Source organism: Cobetia sp. cqz5-12 (assembly GCF_016495405.1).
Taxonomy (GTDB): domain Bacteria; phylum Pseudomonadota; class Gammaproteobacteria; order Pseudomonadales; family Halomonadaceae; genus Cobetia.
This window is the reverse complement of record NZ_CP044522.1, coordinates 1661603-1679343: the sequence shown is the minus strand read 5'-3', so window position 1 is coordinate 1679343 and position 17741 is coordinate 1661603. Positions and strand designations below refer to the sequence as shown.

At 63.5% G+C, this 17741-nt stretch carries 11 protein-coding genes; 8 read left to right on the top strand and 3 right to left on the bottom strand.

Translation table 11 applies throughout. The features are described from left to right. Window positions 1-52 precede the first annotated feature (52 nt). The 7 genes from uca to F8A90_RS07130 all read left to right on the top strand — a co-directional run bounded on the left by uca (window position 53) and on the right by F8A90_RS07130 (window position 12453). Window positions 53-3874 carry an urea carboxylase gene (uca, locus tag F8A90_RS07160; protein ID WP_200019542.1) on the top strand — a complete coding sequence of 1274 codons (3822 nt, stop codon included), beginning with the start codon at window positions 53-55 and terminating at the stop codon, window positions 3872-3874. Continuing rightward, on the top strand, window positions 3874-5706 hold the full coding sequence (atzF, locus tag F8A90_RS07155) for an allophanate hydrolase (RefSeq protein ID WP_233593553.1): 1833 nt from the start codon (window positions 3874-3876) through the stop codon (window positions 5704-5706). Before uca ends, atzF begins: the two co-directional genes overlap by 1 nt. A 383-nt stretch (window positions 5707-6089) precedes the next feature. Continuing rightward, window positions 6090-8285 carry a TonB-dependent siderophore receptor gene (locus F8A90_RS07150; RefSeq protein ID WP_200019541.1) on the top strand — a complete coding sequence of 732 codons (2196 nt, stop codon included), beginning with the start codon at window positions 6090-6092 and terminating at the stop codon, window positions 8283-8285. Between the two features lie 182 nt (window positions 8286-8467). After that, window positions 8468-9466 carry an iron-siderophore ABC transporter substrate-binding protein gene (locus tag F8A90_RS07145; RefSeq protein WP_200019540.1) on the top strand — a complete coding sequence of 333 codons (999 nt, stop codon included), beginning with the start codon at window positions 8468-8470 and terminating at the stop codon, window positions 9464-9466. A gap of 76 nt (window positions 9467-9542) precedes the next feature. Then, the gene (locus F8A90_RS07140) at window positions 9543-10478 is read left to right on the top strand and encodes a FecCD family ABC transporter permease (protein WP_233593540.1); all 936 of its coding nucleotides are present in this window, start codon (window positions 9543-9545) and stop codon (window positions 10476-10478) included. Continuing rightward, the gene (locus F8A90_RS07135; RefSeq protein WP_233593532.1) at window positions 10475-11623 is read left to right on the top strand and encodes a FecCD family ABC transporter permease; all 1149 of its coding nucleotides are present in this window, start codon (window positions 10475-10477) and stop codon (window positions 11621-11623) included. Before F8A90_RS07140 ends, F8A90_RS07135 begins: the two co-directional genes overlap by 4 nt. Continuing rightward, window positions 11620-12453 carry an ABC transporter ATP-binding protein gene (locus F8A90_RS07130; protein WP_200019538.1) on the top strand — a complete coding sequence of 278 codons (834 nt, stop codon included), beginning with the start codon at window positions 11620-11622 and terminating at the stop codon, window positions 12451-12453. Before F8A90_RS07135 ends, F8A90_RS07130 begins: the two co-directional genes overlap by 4 nt. Window positions 12454-12542: 89 nt before the next feature. Here the strand turns inward: F8A90_RS07130 and F8A90_RS07125 are convergent, their stop codons facing one another. Further along, the gene (locus F8A90_RS07125; RefSeq protein WP_200019537.1) at window positions 12543-13226 is read right to left on the bottom strand and encodes a type 1 glutamine amidotransferase domain-containing protein; all 684 of its coding nucleotides are present in this window, start codon (window positions 13224-13226) and stop codon (window positions 12543-12545) included. A 232-nt stretch (window positions 13227-13458) separates the two neighbouring features. Beyond that, complete coding sequence (locus F8A90_RS07120) at window positions 13459-14160, bottom strand: SDR family oxidoreductase (RefSeq protein WP_200019536.1); 702 nt, start codon at window positions 14158-14160, stop codon at window positions 13459-13461. 197 nt (window positions 14161-14357) lie between these two features. On the opposite strand from F8A90_RS07120, the gene F8A90_RS07115 reads away from it, so the two are divergent. Next, window positions 14358-15299: a LysR substrate-binding domain-containing protein gene (locus tag F8A90_RS07115; RefSeq protein WP_200019535.1), complete on the top strand. Its 942-nt coding sequence runs from the start codon at window positions 14358-14360 to the stop codon at window positions 15297-15299. Between the two features lie 111 nt (window positions 15300-15410). Here the strand turns inward: F8A90_RS07115 and F8A90_RS07110 are convergent, their stop codons facing one another. Then, the gene (locus tag F8A90_RS07110; protein ID WP_153635530.1) at window positions 15411-17603 is read right to left on the bottom strand and encodes an OsmC domain/YcaO domain-containing protein; all 2193 of its coding nucleotides are present in this window, start codon (window positions 17601-17603) and stop codon (window positions 15411-15413) included. Window positions 17604-17741: the final 138 nt, after the last annotated feature.

Here is a 17741-nt window from a genome sequence, read left to right as displayed (position 1 = left end):
CAGCTCACAGTTTGAAGGCGGGACGACCCGCCGCCGGAAGGATGACTCCGTCATGTTCCACAAGGTCCTGATTGCCAACCGTGGCGCCATCGCCACCCGAATCCAGCGCACGCTGCGTGCCCTCGGTGTCCAGAGCGTCGCCGTCTACGCAGAAGCCGATCGTGAATCCCCCTTCGTGCGCGAGGCCGATGACGCCTACAGCCTCGGTGAAGGTGCCGCCGCCGAGACCTATCTCGACATCGACAAGCTGATCGCCATCGCCCTCGAGAGTGGCGCCCAGGCCGTGCATCCGGGCTATGGTTTCCTGTCCGAGAACACCCGCTTCATCCAGGCCTGTGACGCTGCCGGCCTTGTCTTCCTCGGCCCGACCGTCGAGCAGATCCACGCCTTCGGCCTCAAGCACGAAGCGCGCACCATCGCCGAGAACGCCGGCGTGCCGCTGGTACCCGGTACCGGCCTGCTGGACGATGTCGAGAGCGCACTGAGCGAGGCCGCCCGTATCGGCTATCCGGTGATGCTCAAGTCCACCGCCGGCGGCGGCGGCATCGGCATGCAGGTGTGTGAGGATGACGCCTCCCTCAGCCGTGCCTTCGATTCGGTCAAGGGTCTGGGCGAGCGCAACTTCGGGGATGGCGGCGTCTTCCTGGAGGCGTACATCGCCCGCGCCCGTCACCTGGAAGTGCAGCTGTTCGGGGATGGTGAAGGCACGGTGATCGCGCTGGGCGAGCGCGACTGCTCCAGTCAGCGCCGCCACCAGAAGGTCATCGAGGAATGCCCGGCACCCGACCTGCCCGAGCGCGTTCGCGACGACATGATCGCCACCGCCATCCGCCTGGGCGAAGCCGTCAATTACCGCAGTGCCGGTACCGTCGAATTCATCTATGACGCCGAGCGTCAGGCCTTCTACTTCCTGGAGGTCAATACGCGCCTGCAGGTCGAGCACGGTGTCACGGAGCTGGTGTGGGGCGTGGACATCGTCGCCTGGATGCTCAAGCTGGGCGCCGGCGAACTGGGCAACCTGCGCGAGCTGGTCGCGCCGCTGACGCCCCGCGGCCACGCCATGCAAGCACGCGTCTACGCCGAGAACCCGCAGCACGACTTCCGCCCTTCCAGCGGCCTGCTCACCGAGGTGGAGTTCGCCAATGACGCCGTGACCGCCGCCCTCGCCGAGGGCAGCCAGCTGCGGGTGGATCATTCCATCGAGGCCGGCTTCGAGGTCCCCGCCTGGTTCGACCCGATGCTGGCCAAGGTGATGGTGCACGCCCCGACCCGCGAGCAGGCGCGCGGCGATCTCTCCAGGGCACTGGCCGCCTCTCGCCTCTACGGCATCGAGACCAACCGCCAGTGGCTGTCACACCTGCTGGAAGACCCGCGCTTCCGCAATGTCGAGATCTACACCCGCTGGCTGGAAGGTCTCGAGTGGGCCGCACCGACCTTTGAAGTGATCGTCCCCGGTACCCTGACCACCGTGCAGGACATGCCGGGTCGCCAGGGCCACTGGGATGTGGGCGTGCCGCCCTCCGGCCCCTTCGATGACTACGCCTTCCGTCTCGGCAATGCGCTGCTGGGCAACGCCGCCGATGCCGCAGGCCTCGAGATCACCCTCAACGGCCCGACGCTGCACTTCCACCGCGCCACGCGCGTGGTGCTGGCCGGCGCGCCGTTGCCCGCCACGCTGTCCGTTTCAGCACCGCAAGACGGCTCCGATGACACCACGACTCACGAGCTTGCCCTGTGGCAGGTACATGAGATCGCCGCTGGCAGCACCCTGAGCCTGGGCAAGGTCGCCGCCGGCGCGCGCAGCTATCTGCTGATCGCCGGTGGCATCGACTGCCCGCAGTATCTGGGCTCGCGCGCGACCTTCACCCTGGGCCAGTTCGGCGGCCATGCCGGACGTGCCCTGCGCAGTGGCGACACCCTGCCGCTGGCTGATCTCGCCGAGTGCCCCCAGCCCGCCCTGACCCGGCTGCCCGAGGCGCTGATCCCGCAGGGCGCTGGCATTATCGACAATGCGCAAGGCAAGACCTCAGGTCGCGAATGGCAGATCGGCGTGCTCTACGGCCCGCACGGTGCGCCGGACTTCTTCACCGAAGACGACATCAGCACCTTCTTCGGCCACCGCTGGGAAGTGCATTACAACTCCAGCCGCACCGGCGTGCGCCTGATCGGCCCGCGTCCGCAGTGGGCGCGTGCCGATGGTGGCGAGGCCGGTCTGCACCCTTCCAACATCCACGACAACGCCTACGCCTTCGGCACCATCGACTTCACTGGCGACATGCCGGTCATCCTCGGCCCGGACGGCCCGTCACTGGGCGGTTTCGTGTGTCCGGCCACCGTGGTGCGCGCGGAACGCTGGAAGCTGGGCCAGCTGGCCGCCGGCGATCGCATCCGTTTCGTCGCACTGACTCTGGATGAGGCCCGCGCCATTGAGGTGCAGCAGGACGCCGTACTCGCGGCCCTCGCCAGTGGCAAGCTCGACGCACTGGAGTCACCTCTGGCGGCGACCAGCACCACGCTGAGCGCCATCGCCGAGCAACGCCCACGCCCCGATGACTCGCCGGTGCTCAAGCACCTGAGCGCCGAGCAAGGCGGCGAGCAGATCGTCTATCGCCGCGCCGGGGATGACTTCCTGCTGATCGAATTCGGCCAGATGGAGCTGGATATCGCGCTGCGCTTTCGCGCCCATGCCTGGATGCTGTGGCTGAAGGAGCATCCGCTGCCCGGCCTGATGGAGATGACACCGGGCATCCGCTCGCTGCAGCTGCATTACGATCCGCGCAAGCTTGCCCTCGCCACACTGATGACGCACCTCGAACAGGCGGAAGTCGCGCTCAAGGATGTCGAGGACATCGAGATCGAGGCGCGCACCGTACACCTGCCGCTGTCCTGGGATGACCCGGCGTGTCAACAGGCCATCGACAAGTACCAGCGCTCGGTGCGCCCGGATGCCCCCTGGTGCCCGAGCAATCTTGAATTCATTCGCCGCATCAATGGTCTGGCGGATGAGGCGGCGGTACGCGAGACGGTGCTCAACGCCCGCTATCTGGTGATGGGCCTCGGCGATGTGTATCTGGGTGCGCCGGTCGCCACGCCGCTGGACCCGCGCCAGCGCCTGGTAACCACCAAGTACAACCCGGCACGCACCTGGACCGCCGAGAACTCGGTGGGCATCGGTGGCGCCTATCTGTGCGTCTACGGCATGGAAGGTCCGGGCGGCTATCAGTTCGTCGGCCGCACGCTGCAGATGTGGAATCGCTATCGCCGCACCGAACACTTCACCAGCCCGTGGCTGCTGCGCGTGTTCGATCAGCTGCGCTTCCACCCGGTCAGCCATGAGGCGCTCGAGCAGATCCGTCGTGATCACCCTCAGGGACGCTACGACCTCAAGATCGAGAAGACGCGCTTTCGCCTCGCCGATTACCAGGCGCAGATCGCCGAGCATCAGGCCGAGACCGATGCCTTCCGTGAACGTCGTCAGGCCGCCTTCCAGCAGGAAATCGACGACTGGCATGCACGCGGCCAGTTCACCTTCGAGGATCAGGTCAACGAGGTACAGGAAGCCGACAGCCTGAGCGATGACGAGCTGGGCATCGAGACACCGGTCACCGGCAGCCTGTGGAAGCTGGAGGTCGCCGAGGGCGATCTCGTCGAGGCCGGCCAGGTGGTGGCGCTGGTCGAGTCGATGAAGATGGAAGTCGAGATTCGCACCCACACCGCAGGCCGTGTCGTTCGCCTGCCGATCAAGGAAGGCAGCGGTGTCGCCCCCGGCCAGCCGCTGATCGTGCTGTCGACCGCCGAGGAAACCACGGATCCCGCTGATGCCAGCGCACCAGACAACGCCCAATCGACCCTGTCTTCCGAGGAGACGCTGTGATGATGACCCATACCCCGCACAACCTGAGCATCACGGCGCTGAGCAAGGCCTATCAGGCCGGTGAGATGACGCCACGCCAGCTGGTGAATGAACTGCTGGCCGCACAACCCGAGCAAGACGCCGCCTGGATCACCCGCCTGAGTGCAGATCAGCTGGAACCCTATCTGGCGCGTCTGGACGCCGTGGCGCCCGAGTCACTGCCGCTCTACGGCATCCCCTTCGCGATCAAGGACAACATCGATCTCGCCGGCATCACCACCACCGCCGGTTGCCCGGAATTCGCCTATACGCCAGATGATGACGCCTTCGTGGTCAAGCAGCTGATCGCGGCAGGCGCGATCCCGATGGGCAAGACCAATCTTGATCAGTTTGCCACCGGCCTGGTCGGTGAGCGCGCCCTGCCGGTCTACGGTACTCCGGCCAATGCCTTCGATCCCGCCTATGTGCCGGGCGGTTCCAGCAGTGGCTCCGCCGTCGTCACCGCCCAGGGCCAGGTCAGCTTCGCGCTGGGCACGGACACGGCGGGCTCCGGTCGTGTGCCGGCCTGTTTCAACAATCTGGTGGGCGTGAAGCCGACCCTCGGCCTGCTCAGCGCGGGCGGCGTGGTCCCGGCCTGCGCGACCCTGGATACCATCTCGATCTTCGCGCTGGGCTGTGATGATGCCGCGCGCGTGCTGTCCGTCACCGCACAGTTCGATGCCGACAACCGCTGGGCGCGCGAGCATGACTTCGCCGTTCACGGCCAGGCCTATGGTGTGCTGCCGGACCTTACCGGCCTGCGTATCGGCGTGCCGCCGCGTACCCAGTGGCACACCGACGCCGATTACAGCGGCTACATGGAAGCGGCAATTCGTCAGTGCAAGGCACTGGGAGCCGAGCTGGTCGAGCTGGATTGCAGCCCGCTACTGGCCGCCGCGCGTCTGCTGTATGAAGGCCCGTGGGTGGCGGAGCGCTATCACGCGGTGCGCGAGCTGATCGAGCGCAATCCCGAGGCCCTGCATCCGGTCACGCGCGAGATCACCCTCGGCGGCGCCACGCCGCTGGCGGTGGATGCCTTCGATGCGCGCTATCAGCTGGCCGAATATCGCCGTCAGGCCGATGCCCTGCTCGCGCAGGTGGATGTGATGCTGGCCCCGACCACGCCGCGTCTACCCACCAAGGCGGAGCTGGCCGAGGCACCGATCGCGGTCAATTCGGAGCTTGGCACCTGGACCAACTTCATGAACCTGCTGGACCTGAGCGCACTGGCCGTACCGGTCGGTTTCAACAGCCAGGGCCTGCCCGGCGGCGTGACACTGTTCGCGCCCGCCTTTGAAGACCTGCAACTGCTCAGCATCGCCCGGCTGCTCGAGAAGGAATTCGCGCTGCCGCTGGGCGCCAGCGCCGTTGCCCGCCCCCAGGCTCGCCTCGCCGACAGCGATCTGCCGATGGCGCAGAATGGCCGAGTCGAGATCGCGGTCTGCGGCGCGCACCTCACTGGCATGCCGCTCAATCATCAGCTCACCCAGCGCGATGCTCGCCTGGTCGCCCGCACTCACAGCGCCCCGAGCTACCGCCTCTATCAACTGGATGACGCGACACCCGCCAAACCGGCCATGCTGCGCGCCCCGCAAGACGGCACCAGCATCGCGCTGGAGGTCTGGTCTCTGCCCATTGCCAGTGTCGGCAGCTTCCTCGCCGGCATCCCCTTCCCGCTGGGGCTGGGTCAGATCGAGCTCGAAGACGGCCGCTGGGTCGCGGGCTTCATCTGCTCGGTCTCCGCTGACAGCGGCCTACCGATGACGGACATCAGCGAGTACGGCGGCTGGAAGGCGTGGGTGGAGCGCGAGTGAGCGTGCCGTAACCCCTGATCCAAACCCCCTGAGCCGCCCTGCACCACAAGCTAAAGAGCGGCAGCCCAAGAGCAACAGGCCTGAAACCAAACGCCCCGCGACCGGATGAACGGTCGCGGGGCGTTTCAGTATGGCGCTTGCGTGCATGGCCTGAAGGTATCGAACGCGCGGCCCGAATATGAGGCTCGTACATGTCAGCGGGTAGCGTTTCTGTCCTGACACATGACCAGCCCCATCGCCCGATAGCACCACGCCAGGCTCATGAAGTTCCCCGAAATTTTCATTCTTGGCATCCCGCAAAGCGAGTCTGGCATTTCGCAAAACAAAAGTGCCGCCAGCGGGTAAATAATAATGATTATTATAAACAATCAGGGAACGCAATCTTGGCTCACTCACTCCGCCGTCCAGGTTTTACTCGCTCGCCACTCGCTATCTCCATCGCCCTCGCGACGTCCTCACTCCTCAGCGCCACCGCCTTCGCGGACGAGACGCAAAAACTGGAGTCGATGACCATCGTCGGCGAAGCACAAACCGGCACTACAGAAGAGACACAGACGTACACGGTCGGCTCCAGCACCAGCGCCAATGGCCTGACGCTGTCACCGCGCGAGACACCTCAGTCTGTCAGCTTTCTGACCCGCCAGCAGATGGACGACGAGGCGCTGACCAGCACCACGGAAGCCGTCAATCGCCTTCCGGGGGTGTCTTCCAATCGTCTCGATGGCACACGCGCCAGCTTCCAGTCACGCGGCTATACCATCCGCAACTTCCAGTTCGATGGTCAGCAGAGCAACACCAGCGGCTTCTGGCCCTTCGGCGACGCCGAGTGGGATACCGCCATCTACGATCGTGTCGAGGTCGTCCGCGGCGCCACCGGCCTGATGACTGGCGTGGGCGATCCGTCCGCCACCGTCAACTTCGTGCGCAAGAAGCCGCTGGATGAAGCCGCCGCCAGCGTGACCGGTGCCGTGGGTAGCTGGGACCGCCGTCGTGGTGTAGTGGATGTCAGCACACCTCTGGATGACGCCGGCAAGGTCGGCGTACGCTTCGTGGCCGCCAAGGACCGCTCCGACAGCTTCATGGATGATGTCGAGAACGATCGCGAGACGTTGTATGGCGTGATCGCCGCCGAACTGACACCGGACACCGAGCTGAACGTCGGCGTCGAGTATCAGCGCTACGACCAGGACGGCGCCTATCTGGGCGTGCCGCTCTACTACACCGATGGCACGCGCACCGATTTCGATCAGTCAGTCGCCAACAATACCGAATGGGCGCACTTCTTCACCGAAAACACGCGTGGCTTCGCGGACCTTACCCACTACTTCGCCAATGGCTGGAAGGCAACGGCAGCCTACAGCCATGGCGATGCCAACTACGGGCTCACCTACAACTACCGCGGCGGTTACGTGGATCGTGACAACGGCATCCTCTACTACGACAGCAATCGACAGTATCCGACCACCTCCTATCTGGTCGACTATCGCGGTGATCGCACCCAGAAGAACCTCAACCTGAGCGCCGAGGGCCCCTTCAAGCTGTTCGGTCGCGAGCATCAGCTGGGCTTCGGCTACATGCAGCTCAAGGAAGAATACGAGATCTGGAGTCGCACCCCGGCCGGCAGTGTACCGGCGCTGGGCAGCTTCACTGATCGTGACGACCCGGCACTGGCCGAGCCCGAATGGGGCGAGTGGGGCCTGACGGACGACACCGAGACCCAGCAGGAAGGCTTCTACGCCGTCACGCGTTTCTCGCTGGCAGACCCCGTGCACCTGATCCTCGGTGCCCGCCTGACGGATTGGGAGATCGACCAGGACTATCGCGGTGAGCGCAGCTATGAGTACAACGACGAATTCACGCCCTATGCCGGCCTGATCGTCGATATCACCGACAACCTCACCGCCTACACGAGCTATACGCAGATCTTCAACACCCAGAGTGAGCGTGCCCCCGATGGTGCCCTGCTCGATCCGCTGGAAGGCACCAGCTATGAAGCGGGCCTGAAGGCCGAGCTGTTCAATGACCGCGCAGACGTGTCCTTCGCCGTCTTCCGCAGCGAGCAGGACAATCTGGCCGTCGAGATTCCAGGCGTCTATGTCGACGGCACCACCGATCAGGCCTACACCGAGTCCGACGGTGCCGTGGTCGAGGGCTTCGAGCTGGAAGTGGCCGGTGAAGTCGCGCCGGGCATCAATCTCTCCGCCAGCTACGCACTGGTGGATGCCGAGGATTCCGATGGCAGCCAGCTCAATACCAGCTATCCACGCCAGCAGGCCAAGGTCTATGCCACCTGGCAGCTGCCCGGCGACTGGTCACGCCTGACTCTGGGCGCCGGCGGCACCTGGCAGGGCGATACCTATCGCAATGCCGACACGCCCACCGGTAGCGAGAAGGTCGGACAGGGCGATGTCTTCCTCGCCAACGCCATGGCGCGCTATCGCTTCAATGACAACTTCAGCACTCAGCTCAACGTGTCCAACCTCTTCGATGAGGAGTACTACACGCAGCAGGGCTTCTACAGCCAGTACCTGTACGGCGCGCCGCGTAGTGCGTTGCTGAGCATGACCTACGACTTCTGAGTCGAGCATTCCCTGTACGAACCTTCTCTGTATCCGACGACCAGACAGGCCCTCACCGACAGGGTCTGTCTGGTCTCATCTTGATGGCGGTATCCACCGCGACACGATCACAAAAGGATTCTCCCTTGCGACGCACGCGACTTTCCTGCGCCATTGGCCTGGCCGTCATGGCCACTTGTTTCATGCCTGCCGCCCAGGCACACGAGTCACACTCTTCACAGGCTGACACCCATACCTCCTCGCTTGTCTCAGATGTCACCGAGACAACGGCTCAGTATCCACTCACCATCCAGCATGCTTTCGGCACCACCGTCATCGAGAAGAAGCCCCAACGTATCGCCACCGTCGCCTGGGCCAATCATGAAGTGCCGTTGGCACTGGGCGTCGTGCCGGTGGGCTTCCCCCGCCAGGCATTCGGAGATGATGATGGCGACGGCATGATGCCGTGGGTCAAGGCACGACTGGACGAACTGGGGGGTGACGCCGCCAATCTGTATGACGAAGGGGATGGTATCGACTTCGAGGCCGTGGCCGCGAGCGAGCCGGACGTGATTCTCGCCGCCTATTCCGGACTCAGCGAGGCCGACTACAACACCCTGAGCAAGATCGCCCCTGTCGTGGCTCGTCCGGGCCCGCGCTGGTCTTCCAGCTGGCGTGACATGATTCGCCTCGACAGTGCCGGCATGGGCATGGCCGCCGAGGGCGAAGCGCTGATCGAGCGTCTTGAGGCGCAGGTCGCCGAGAATGTCGCAAGTCACCCGGAGATCCAGGGCAAGTCGATCATCGTGATCAGCCATATCGACCCGACCAATCTTAGCCGCATCGCCTTCTACAACGACAACGATGCCCGGGTGCGTTTCTTCCACGAACTGGGCATGGTCTCGCCACAGTTCGTCACCGAGACCGCCGTCGATGGCCGCTTTGCCGGTCAGATCAGTGCAGAGCGCCTCGATGAGCTGGCCGATGTCGATATCGTGCTGACCTATGGCGGCCAGGCACTGGTTGACCGCCTCAACGAGCACCTGCTGACCTCACGCCTGCCGGCCATCCAACAGGACGCCGTGGTGTTGCTGGAAAACGGCCCGATGGGCACGGCCGCCAACCCCACCCCCCTCTCGATTCCCTGGGTACTCGACGATTATGTTGACCTGTTGTCCATCGCCGCCAACAAGGCCGACTGATCTCACCGGGCGCGCCGCTTCCCGCAAGCGGCGCTGGCTGGGAACGCTGGGACTGGTGCTGGCGTTGGGCGCTGTCATGACGTTGTCAGTGATGTTCGGCGCGCGGGCAACGAGCTGGTCCGATATCACCGGGCTGCTGGATGGCTCTCTCGATACGATGGCGGAGGCGGCTGTCGCCAGCCGTCTACCACGCACGCTGCTGGCCATCATGGCCGGTGCGGCACTGGGCGTTTCAGGAGCGGCCATGCAGGGAGTGACCCGCAACCCGTTGGCAGACCCGGGGCTACTTGGCGTGAATGCCGGTGCCGCACTGGCAGTGGTGATCGGCATCGCCTGGTTCGGCATCGAGCTGGCCAGCGACTATCTATGGCTGGCCATTGTCGGGGCAGGCGTGAGCGCCGTGGTGGTCTATCTGATCGCCAGTCTCGGCCGAGGTGGCGCCACCCCTTTGAGACTGGCGCTATCCGGTGCCGTCGTGTCAGCAGCACTGAGTTCCTTGACCTCGGCCATCATCCTTCCGCGCGCCGACATCGGAGGCTTGATCCAGTCGTGGCTGATCGGTGGCGTGGGTGGCGCGACGCTGGATCAGATCACGCCTGCCCTGCCCTTCGTGATCAGCGGCCTGCTGATCTGCGGGCTTTCAGCACGCAAGCTGAACATGCTCGCGCTCGGTGATGACATGGCCAGCGGGCTCGGCGAGCGAGTCGCTCTTGTCCGCCTCATGGCGGCGCTGGGGGCGATTCTACTCTGCGGCGGCATCACCGCCGTATGTGGCCCCATCGCCTTTGTCGGCCTTGTCGTGCCGCATGTCTGCCGTCTAGTGGTCGGCAGTGATTACCGCTGGGTAGTCCCGCTGTCGGCGCTGGCCGGGGCGCTGTTGCTGACGTCGGCCGATATCGCGGGCCGGCTGATCGCCCGCCCTGCCGAACTCGATGTCGGCATCATGACAGCGCTGGTTGGCGCCCCCGCCTTTCTCTGGATCGTACGTCGCCACAAGGTGAAATCACTGTGACTGCCTTTTCTTCTCGTCGCTCTTCCCAGCCTGAGGATGAGACGGCGCAGCAGGTGACGCACGCATCGCTTGATGACTCTCACCGGCCCTACCTGACGCCCCTGCGCCCACGCGCCCACTGCGGCCACCGGGAGATGCGGGCACTGCGTAAATCTCGCCAGGATGCCAGAAGGCGCAAATCCTGGTGCCTGTTCGCGGTCCTGGTGACGGCCTTCAGCCTCACTCTGGTACAAGGCCAAAGCTTTATCTCCCCACTGACGGTACTGCGTGTGCTGTGGGGCGAGCCGGTCGCAGGTGCAAGCTTCATCGTGGGCGAGCTGCGCCTGCCTCGCGCGCTGGTCGCGGTGCTGGCAGGTGGCTGTTTTGGTCTGGGCGGAGCCGCCTTCCAGAGTCTGCTGCGCAACCCGCTGGCGAGCCCGGACATCATCGGCATCAGTGCCGGTGCCAGCGCTGCTGCGGTCTTCGCCATCGTGATGCTGTCGCTGAGTGGCACTGCCGTGTCAGTGATCGCGGTACTGGCAGCGCTGGGCGTCGCGGGCTTGATCTACGCACTGTCATGGCGCAATGGCGTGGCCGGTGCACGCCTGATTCTGGTAGGCATCGGGCTGGGCGCCATGCTGCAGAGCATCACCGCCTATGTATTGACCCAGGCACCCAGCTGGTCACTTCAGGAGGCCCTGCGCTGGATGACGGGCAGTCTCAACAGCGTGACCATGAGCCAGGTGGTGCCGCTGGGTAGCGTGTTTGGCCTGCTGGGGGGCATCCTGTTGCTGCTGAGCCGGAATCTGGAAGTTCTGCGCATGGGCGATGACATGGCATCCGGACTGGGTGTGCGACTGTCCATGACACGTCTGGGCATCATCATTTCCGCTGTCGGCCTGGTGGCCTGCGCAACTGCCATAGCTGGCCCGGTCGCCTTCGTGGCCTTCCTGAGCGGCCCTGTCGCGACACGACTGTTTCACCATCAGGGTTCCGTACTGGTGCCAGCAGCGATGATCGGTGCGCTCTTGATGCTGGTCGCAGACTTCATCGGACAATTTCTGCTCCCGGCCCGCTATCCAGTGGGCGTGGTGACCGGTGTACTCGGTGCGCCCTTCCTGCTCTATCTCGTGATTCGTGAAAACCAGCGCGGAGCTTCCTCATGACGCAGCCTTCTTCCTGCACTTCAGGCCTGGGCGTGACAGACCTCGCGGCTGGCTATGCCGAACGTCCGGTGCTTTCCGGTATCGATCTCGACATCGCGCCAGGCAAGACAACGGCCATCGTTGGTGCAAATGCCTGCGGCAAGTCGACGTTGCTACGCACGCTCTCACGGCTACTGACGCCCGCCCGCGGCGAGGTCCTGCTGGACGGCAAGTCGATCCATCGCCTGCCGGCCCGCCAGCTGGCACAGCGATTGGGCTTGCTGTCTCAATCACCGATCGCGCCGGAAGGCATCACGGTGCTCGACCTCGTCTGTCGAGGGCGCCACCCCCATCAAAAGCTGTTCCAGCGCTGGCGTCATGAGGACGATAGCGCCGTGCTGGAAGCCCTCAACGCCACGGATACCGCCTCATTGGCGGAGCGCCCGGTGGATGAGCTCTCCGGCGGGCAGCGCCAACGCGTCTGGATCGCCATGGCCCTCGCTCAACAGACCGACATCCTGTTGCTTGATGAGCCGACCACCTTTCTCGACATCAATCATCAGGTGGAAGTGCTTGACCTGCTGACAGACCTCAACCATGCCAGAGGCACGACCATCGTGATGGTGCTGCACGAACTGAACCTGGCGGCACGCTATGCCGATGTGCTGATCGCACTATCCGAGGGCCGCATCTACGCCCACGGCAGCCCCGAGACAGTCCTGACGCGCGAGATGGTGAAAGACGTTTTCGGCATGCAAAGTCACATCTCGCCCGACCCCGTCACCGGCAAGCCGATGATGACGCCACTGGGCAGGCATGGGCTGACACCTCGCGCTCCCGTTCTGGAGTAAATCCTGCCATTCGATGCGCAATAGACGCGAAAACCCCGCTACCGGTGACCCGGTAGCGGGGTTCTTCATGGAGCCTGAACTCGCCTGATCTACTTCTTGAGACTGTCGATCAGCAGCTCAGCGACGCCTTCGGAAGACATCGGATTCTGACCGGTGATGATCAGACCATCCTGAATCGCGAAGGAGGTGAAATCGGCCTTCTTCTCATAGATGCCGCCTTTCTGCTGCAGGGCATCTTCGACCAGGAACGGCACGACATTGGTGAGGCCGACACCTTCTTCTTCGCCATTGGTGAAGCCGGTGACACGCACACCATCCACGAAGGGAGTGCCATCAGGCTTGCGGGCGTTCAGCAGCACTGCCGGGGCGTGGCAGACGGAGCTGACCGGCTTGCCGGCCGCATGGAACTGCTCGATCAGACGGATGGAATCCGCGTCGTTGGTGAGATCCCATAGCGGGCCGTGGCCACCCGGGTAGAAGATGGCGTCGAAGTCTTCGACCTTCATGTCTGCCAGCACGGCGGTGGTGGCGAGGTCCTGCTTGGCCGCCTCATCCTGATCGAAACGACGCGTGGCGTCGGTCTGGAAGTCCTCGCCTTGGCTTGCCGGGTCCAGCGGCGGCTGACCACCCTTGGGAGAGGCCAGCGTCACCTCGATACCGGCGTCCTTCATGACGTAGTAGGGAGCCGCCAGCTCTTCCAGCCAGAAGCCTGTCTTCTTGCCCGTGTCACCCAGCGTATCGTGGGATGTCACTACCACCAGAACCTTGCTCATGATGCTCTCCTTCATACGCTCGGGACTGCCCGCAGCGGTAACGTGTGAAACGTGTCGTCGGCGAATCGCTCGCCTCGTATTGAATCCACCTTACTGCCCTCTTCACCATCGACAAAATCGATAGTCCGGATAGCCACTATCACTGAGATAAATAGTGCTCATTTCGCTCAGTTCAAGATGGTCATGCACATCCGTTTCAGAAGATCAGCGGTGAAGGTCCTGACTTGCCAGATCAGTAGGTTGGCATCAGATGAACTTCGCGGATATTGGCACGCGGCGAGGCACTGATGGCGTAGAGCACGGCATCCGCCACATCCTGCGGGTCCAGCTTGTCCGGCTTGGGCTGATCGAAGAAGGCGGTATTGACCATGCCCGGGGTAATGGTGGTGCAGCGGCCTTGCCACTCGGCCATTTCCATCGCCAGGTTCTGGCCGAAGCCGTAGGCGAACCACTTGCTCGAACTGTAGATGGAGCCCGCATGGTTGGCGCGACCGGCCACGGAACTGGTGAGGATGAAGTGGCCCTTGCGCTCTCTCAGGTGCGGCAGGGTCGCGTGGGCGGTCCACAGCAGCGCATTGATGTTGATGTCGATGACTCGCTTCCACTCCTCGGGATCGCCATTCTCGGTGCCAGCCTGGCTGACGCCGGTGCCGGCATTGGCGAACGCCACATCCAGACGGCCATGATGCGCGACGGCCTGTTCGACGACCTTGGCGAGCTGATCGTAGTCCGTCGCATCCGCGGCGATCGCCAGCACCTTGTCGCTGCCCAGCTCCTCGACGAGCGCATCGAGGCGCTCCTTGCGGCGGGCGGTCGCAACGACCTTGTGCCCGGCCTTGACCAGGGTACGTGCGGTGGCCTCGCCGATACCGCTGGAGGCGCCGGTGATCAGTACGATCTTTTCCCCTTGGGCTTCGGTCTTCACATCACTCATGGGTCGCTCCTGTGGGTCGCTTGAATCACTCGTCATGCTCTGATCACTCGTTTTGCTGTGATGGTCAGCCTACCGCCTGAGTTCCCCATCGCGATAATCGATAGTGTGGATAGCTGCTATCATCCAGACAAATAGTGCTCACTCGCCCGAGTGCAGCCGAGACACTCCGCGACATTCCGCCTGCTCTGGTAGTCATCATGAAGCTCAACTACGACCTCAACCTCCTGCGCACCTTCCATGCGCTGTATCTCGAGCAGAACGTCACCCGCGCCGGCGAGCGCCTGCACCTGAGTCAGCCCTCGGTGAGCGCCGCGCTATCCAGGCTGCGCGAACTGTTCAATGACCCACTGTTCATCCGTGACCGTCAGCGCATGCGCCCCACCGAGAAAGCCGATCACCTGTTCCCGACCATCGAGGCGGCGCTGACCGATCTCGATGGCCTGATCAACAGCGAGCGACACTTCGACCACACCACCGAGAACCGTCACTTCGAGATCGCCGCCAACGACTACTTCGAAGTGCTGATATTGCCGCAACTGGCGACGATCCTGCGTGAACAGGCACCGGGCATCACCATTCAGGTACGCCGCCTCTCGCAGGACATGAGCGAAGCCGGCGTGATGAGCGGCACGACGGACCTCGCTTTCGGGCGTCAGGTCGACCCGCCCGAGAATCTGGTGGTCAGGGAAGTGATCACGGAAGGCATCGACTGCCTGGTGGGCAATGGCCATCCTTTGCTGGAGCGTCTGGATGGCGAGGGCCGCATGAGCAAGGCGGACTTCGAGCAGCACGCCCATGTGCTGGTTCAGCCGCATACCCGCCTGAAAAGTGGCATCTTCAAGCAACTCGAGGGCCAGGGGCTCAAGCGTGAGGTGGCCCTGGCGGTCACCTACTTCATGGCCGTGCCTTCCCTGCTGGAACGCTCGCCGCTGATCGCGAGCCTGCCCACCGGACTATGCCAGCATTTCTGTCGCCAGTTCGCCGTCACCCGTGTGGCGCCACCCGTGGCCTTCGCCTCCTTCCCCTTCCATCTGAGCTGGCATCGCCGCTATCAGAAGGACCCGGCGCACCGCTGGATCCGCGAGCAGATCATCAAGTGCTGTCAGCGTCTGGCAGTGGGTCAACAGGTCCTGGCCTGAGCCACTGGTACGCGAACGCAAGCCCTCGGAACGAAAACGGCCCCTCACCATCCAGTGAGGGGCCGTTCTTTTCATGCCACAGGTCATGCCACAGGACTCAGCAGGCGAGCATCAGGCCTGTTTGGCCGCCAGCGCAGCCCGGTGGGCGTGCAGCTTCTGGTAGCTTTCGATCAGACGCAGGTGGCGATCGAGCCCTTCCAGCTGCATGTTGGTGGGCTCCAGGCCATGGAAGCGCACCTCACCCTGCACGGAGCCCACCACGGCAGCGATGGTGTCTTCACCGAACATGCGGCGGAAGTTGTAGAGGTAGTCCTCGAGCTCCAGCTCATCGTCGAGGGTGATCTCCAGCACCGCTTTCATGGCCTGGTAGTAGAGGCCGCGCACGACGGTGTTGTCGTTGTACTGCAGGAACATCTCGACACGATCCAGCGCATCCTCGTGCTGACCCAGCGCGAGATTGATCATCAGTTTCAGCTCGAGAATCGTCAGCTGACCCCAGATGGTGTTCTCGTCGAACTCGATGCCGATCAGCGTCTTGATGTCCATGTGCTCATCAAGCTGGCTCTCTTCGAGGCGCTCGCCCAGGTCCGCCAGCTGATCGTCGTCGAGACGATGCAGATTGAGGATGTCCTCGCGGTAATCCAGCGCCATGTTGGTGTTGTCCCACACCAGGTCCTCGACCGGATAGACCTCGGAATAGCCCGGCACCAGGATACGGCACACCGGCGCGCCGAGATCCTCGTGCACCGCCATGTAGGACTCCTTGCCGATCTCATCGAGGATGCCGAACAGGTTGGCGACTTCTTCTTCATTGCTGCCGGAGAAGTCCCACTCGACGAACTCGATGTCAGTCTTCGAGCTGAAGAAACGCCAGGAAACGAGGCCCGATGAGTCGATGAAGTGCTCGACGAAGTTGTTCGGCTCGGAGACGGCCAGCGAGTTGAAGGTCGGCGGCATGAAGTCGTTGAGCCCTTCGAAGCTGCGGCCCTGCATCAGCTCGGTCAGGCTGCGCTCGATGGCGACTTCAAAGCTCGGGTGCGCGCCGAAGGAAGCGAAGACACCGCCGGTCTTCGGGTTCATCAAGGTCACACAGGCCACCGGGAACTGCCCGCCCAGCGAGGCATCCTTGACCAGAATCGGGAAGCCCTGGGCTTCCAGTGCCTCGATGCCCTCGACGATTTCCGGGTACTTGGCCAGCACCTCCTGCGGCACGTCCGGCAGGGTCAGTTCCTGCTCGAGAATCTCGCGCTTCACCGCACGCTCGAAGATCTCGGACAGACACTGTACCTGCGCTTCCGGCAAGGTGTTGCCGGCGCTCATGCCGTTGCTGAGGTACAGGTTCTCGATCAGGTTGGACGGGAAATAGATCGTCTCGCCATCCGAGCGACGGGTGAACGGCAAGGACACGATGCCACGATCCGCACGCCCGGAATTGGTATCGATCAGATTGGAGCCACCCAGCTCGCCGTCCGGATTGAAGATCTCCAGGCAGTAATCATCCAGCACGCCCTCCGGGATCTCGTCGTTCGGGCCCGGCTGGAACCATTTCTCGTTCGGATAGTGCACGAACTCGCTGTCAGCGATGGCTTCGCCGAAGAACTGGTCGTTGTAGAAGAAGTTGCAGCTAAGACGCTCGATGAACTCACCGAGTGCCGAGCACAGCGCGCTCTCCTTGGTCGAGCCCTTGCCGTTGGTGAAGCACATCGGCGAGGCGGCATCACGAATGTGCAGCGACCAGACGTGCGGCACGATGTTGCGCCAGGAAGCGATCTCGATCTTCATGCCGAGATCATTCAGAAGGCCCGTCATGTTGGCGATGGTCTGCTCCAGCGGCAGGTCCTTGCCCTCGATCCAGGTGCTCTGCCCTTCCGGCGGCTCCGCCATCAGCAGGGCCTGGGCGTCTTCGTCGAGGTTGTCGACCGTCTCGATCTCGAAGCCCGGGCCGGTCTGGACGACCTTCTTCACCGTGCAACGCTCGATGGAGCGCAGGATGCCCTGGCGGTCCTTGTCGGAGAGGTCTTCCGGCAGCTCCACCTGGATCTTGAAGATCTGGTTGTAGCGATTCTCCGGGTCGACGATGTTGTTCTGCGACAGACGGATGTTCTCGGTCGGGATGTCCCGCGCCACGCAGTACACCTTCACGAAGTACGCCGCACACAACGCTGACGACGCCAGGAAGTAGTCGAACGGGCTCGGCGCCGATCCATCACCCTTGTAGCGGATGGGCTGATCGGTGATGACCGTGAAGTCGTCGAATTTCGCCTCGAGCCTCAGGTTGTCGAGAAAGTTGACCTTGATTTCCATGAACGATGCACCGCTGTGAAGAGTGTGGGCGTCAGCACGCCAGTCTGACGGCTACGCGATGGCCGCCATTATCCAGATTTTGGGGGCCTGCGTCGCGGGGTAATCGTATGAATCACATAGCCCCCCAACCAGCCCATC

Coding starts and splice junctions, on each gene's coding strand:
- uca (WP_200019542.1), top strand. CDS start 53: ATGTTCCACAAGGTCCTGATTGCCAACCGTGGCGCCATCGCCACCCGA.
- atzF (WP_233593553.1), top strand. CDS start 3,874: ATGATGACCCATACCCCGCACAACCTGAGCATCACGGCGCTGAGCAAG.
- F8A90_RS07145 (WP_200019540.1), top strand. CDS start 8,468: ATGCCTGCCGCCCAGGCACACGAGTCACACTCTTCACAGGCTGACACC.
- F8A90_RS07140 (WP_233593540.1), top strand. CDS start 9,543: ATGACGTTGTCAGTGATGTTCGGCGCGCGGGCAACGAGCTGGTCCGAT.
- F8A90_RS07130 (WP_200019538.1), top strand. CDS start 11,620: ATGACGCAGCCTTCTTCCTGCACTTCAGGCCTGGGCGTGACAGACCTC.
- F8A90_RS07125 (WP_200019537.1), bottom strand. CDS start 13,226: ATGAGCAAGGTTCTGGTGGTAGTGACATCCCACGATACGCTGGGTGAC.
- F8A90_RS07120 (WP_200019536.1), bottom strand. CDS start 14,160: ATGAGTGATGTGAAGACCGAAGCCCAAGGGGAAAAGATCGTACTGATC.
- F8A90_RS07115 (WP_200019535.1), top strand. CDS start 14,358: ATGAAGCTCAACTACGACCTCAACCTCCTGCGCACCTTCCATGCGCTG.
- F8A90_RS07110 (WP_153635530.1), bottom strand. CDS start 17,603: ATGGAAATCAAGGTCAACTTTCTCGACAACCTGAGGCTCGAGGCGAAA.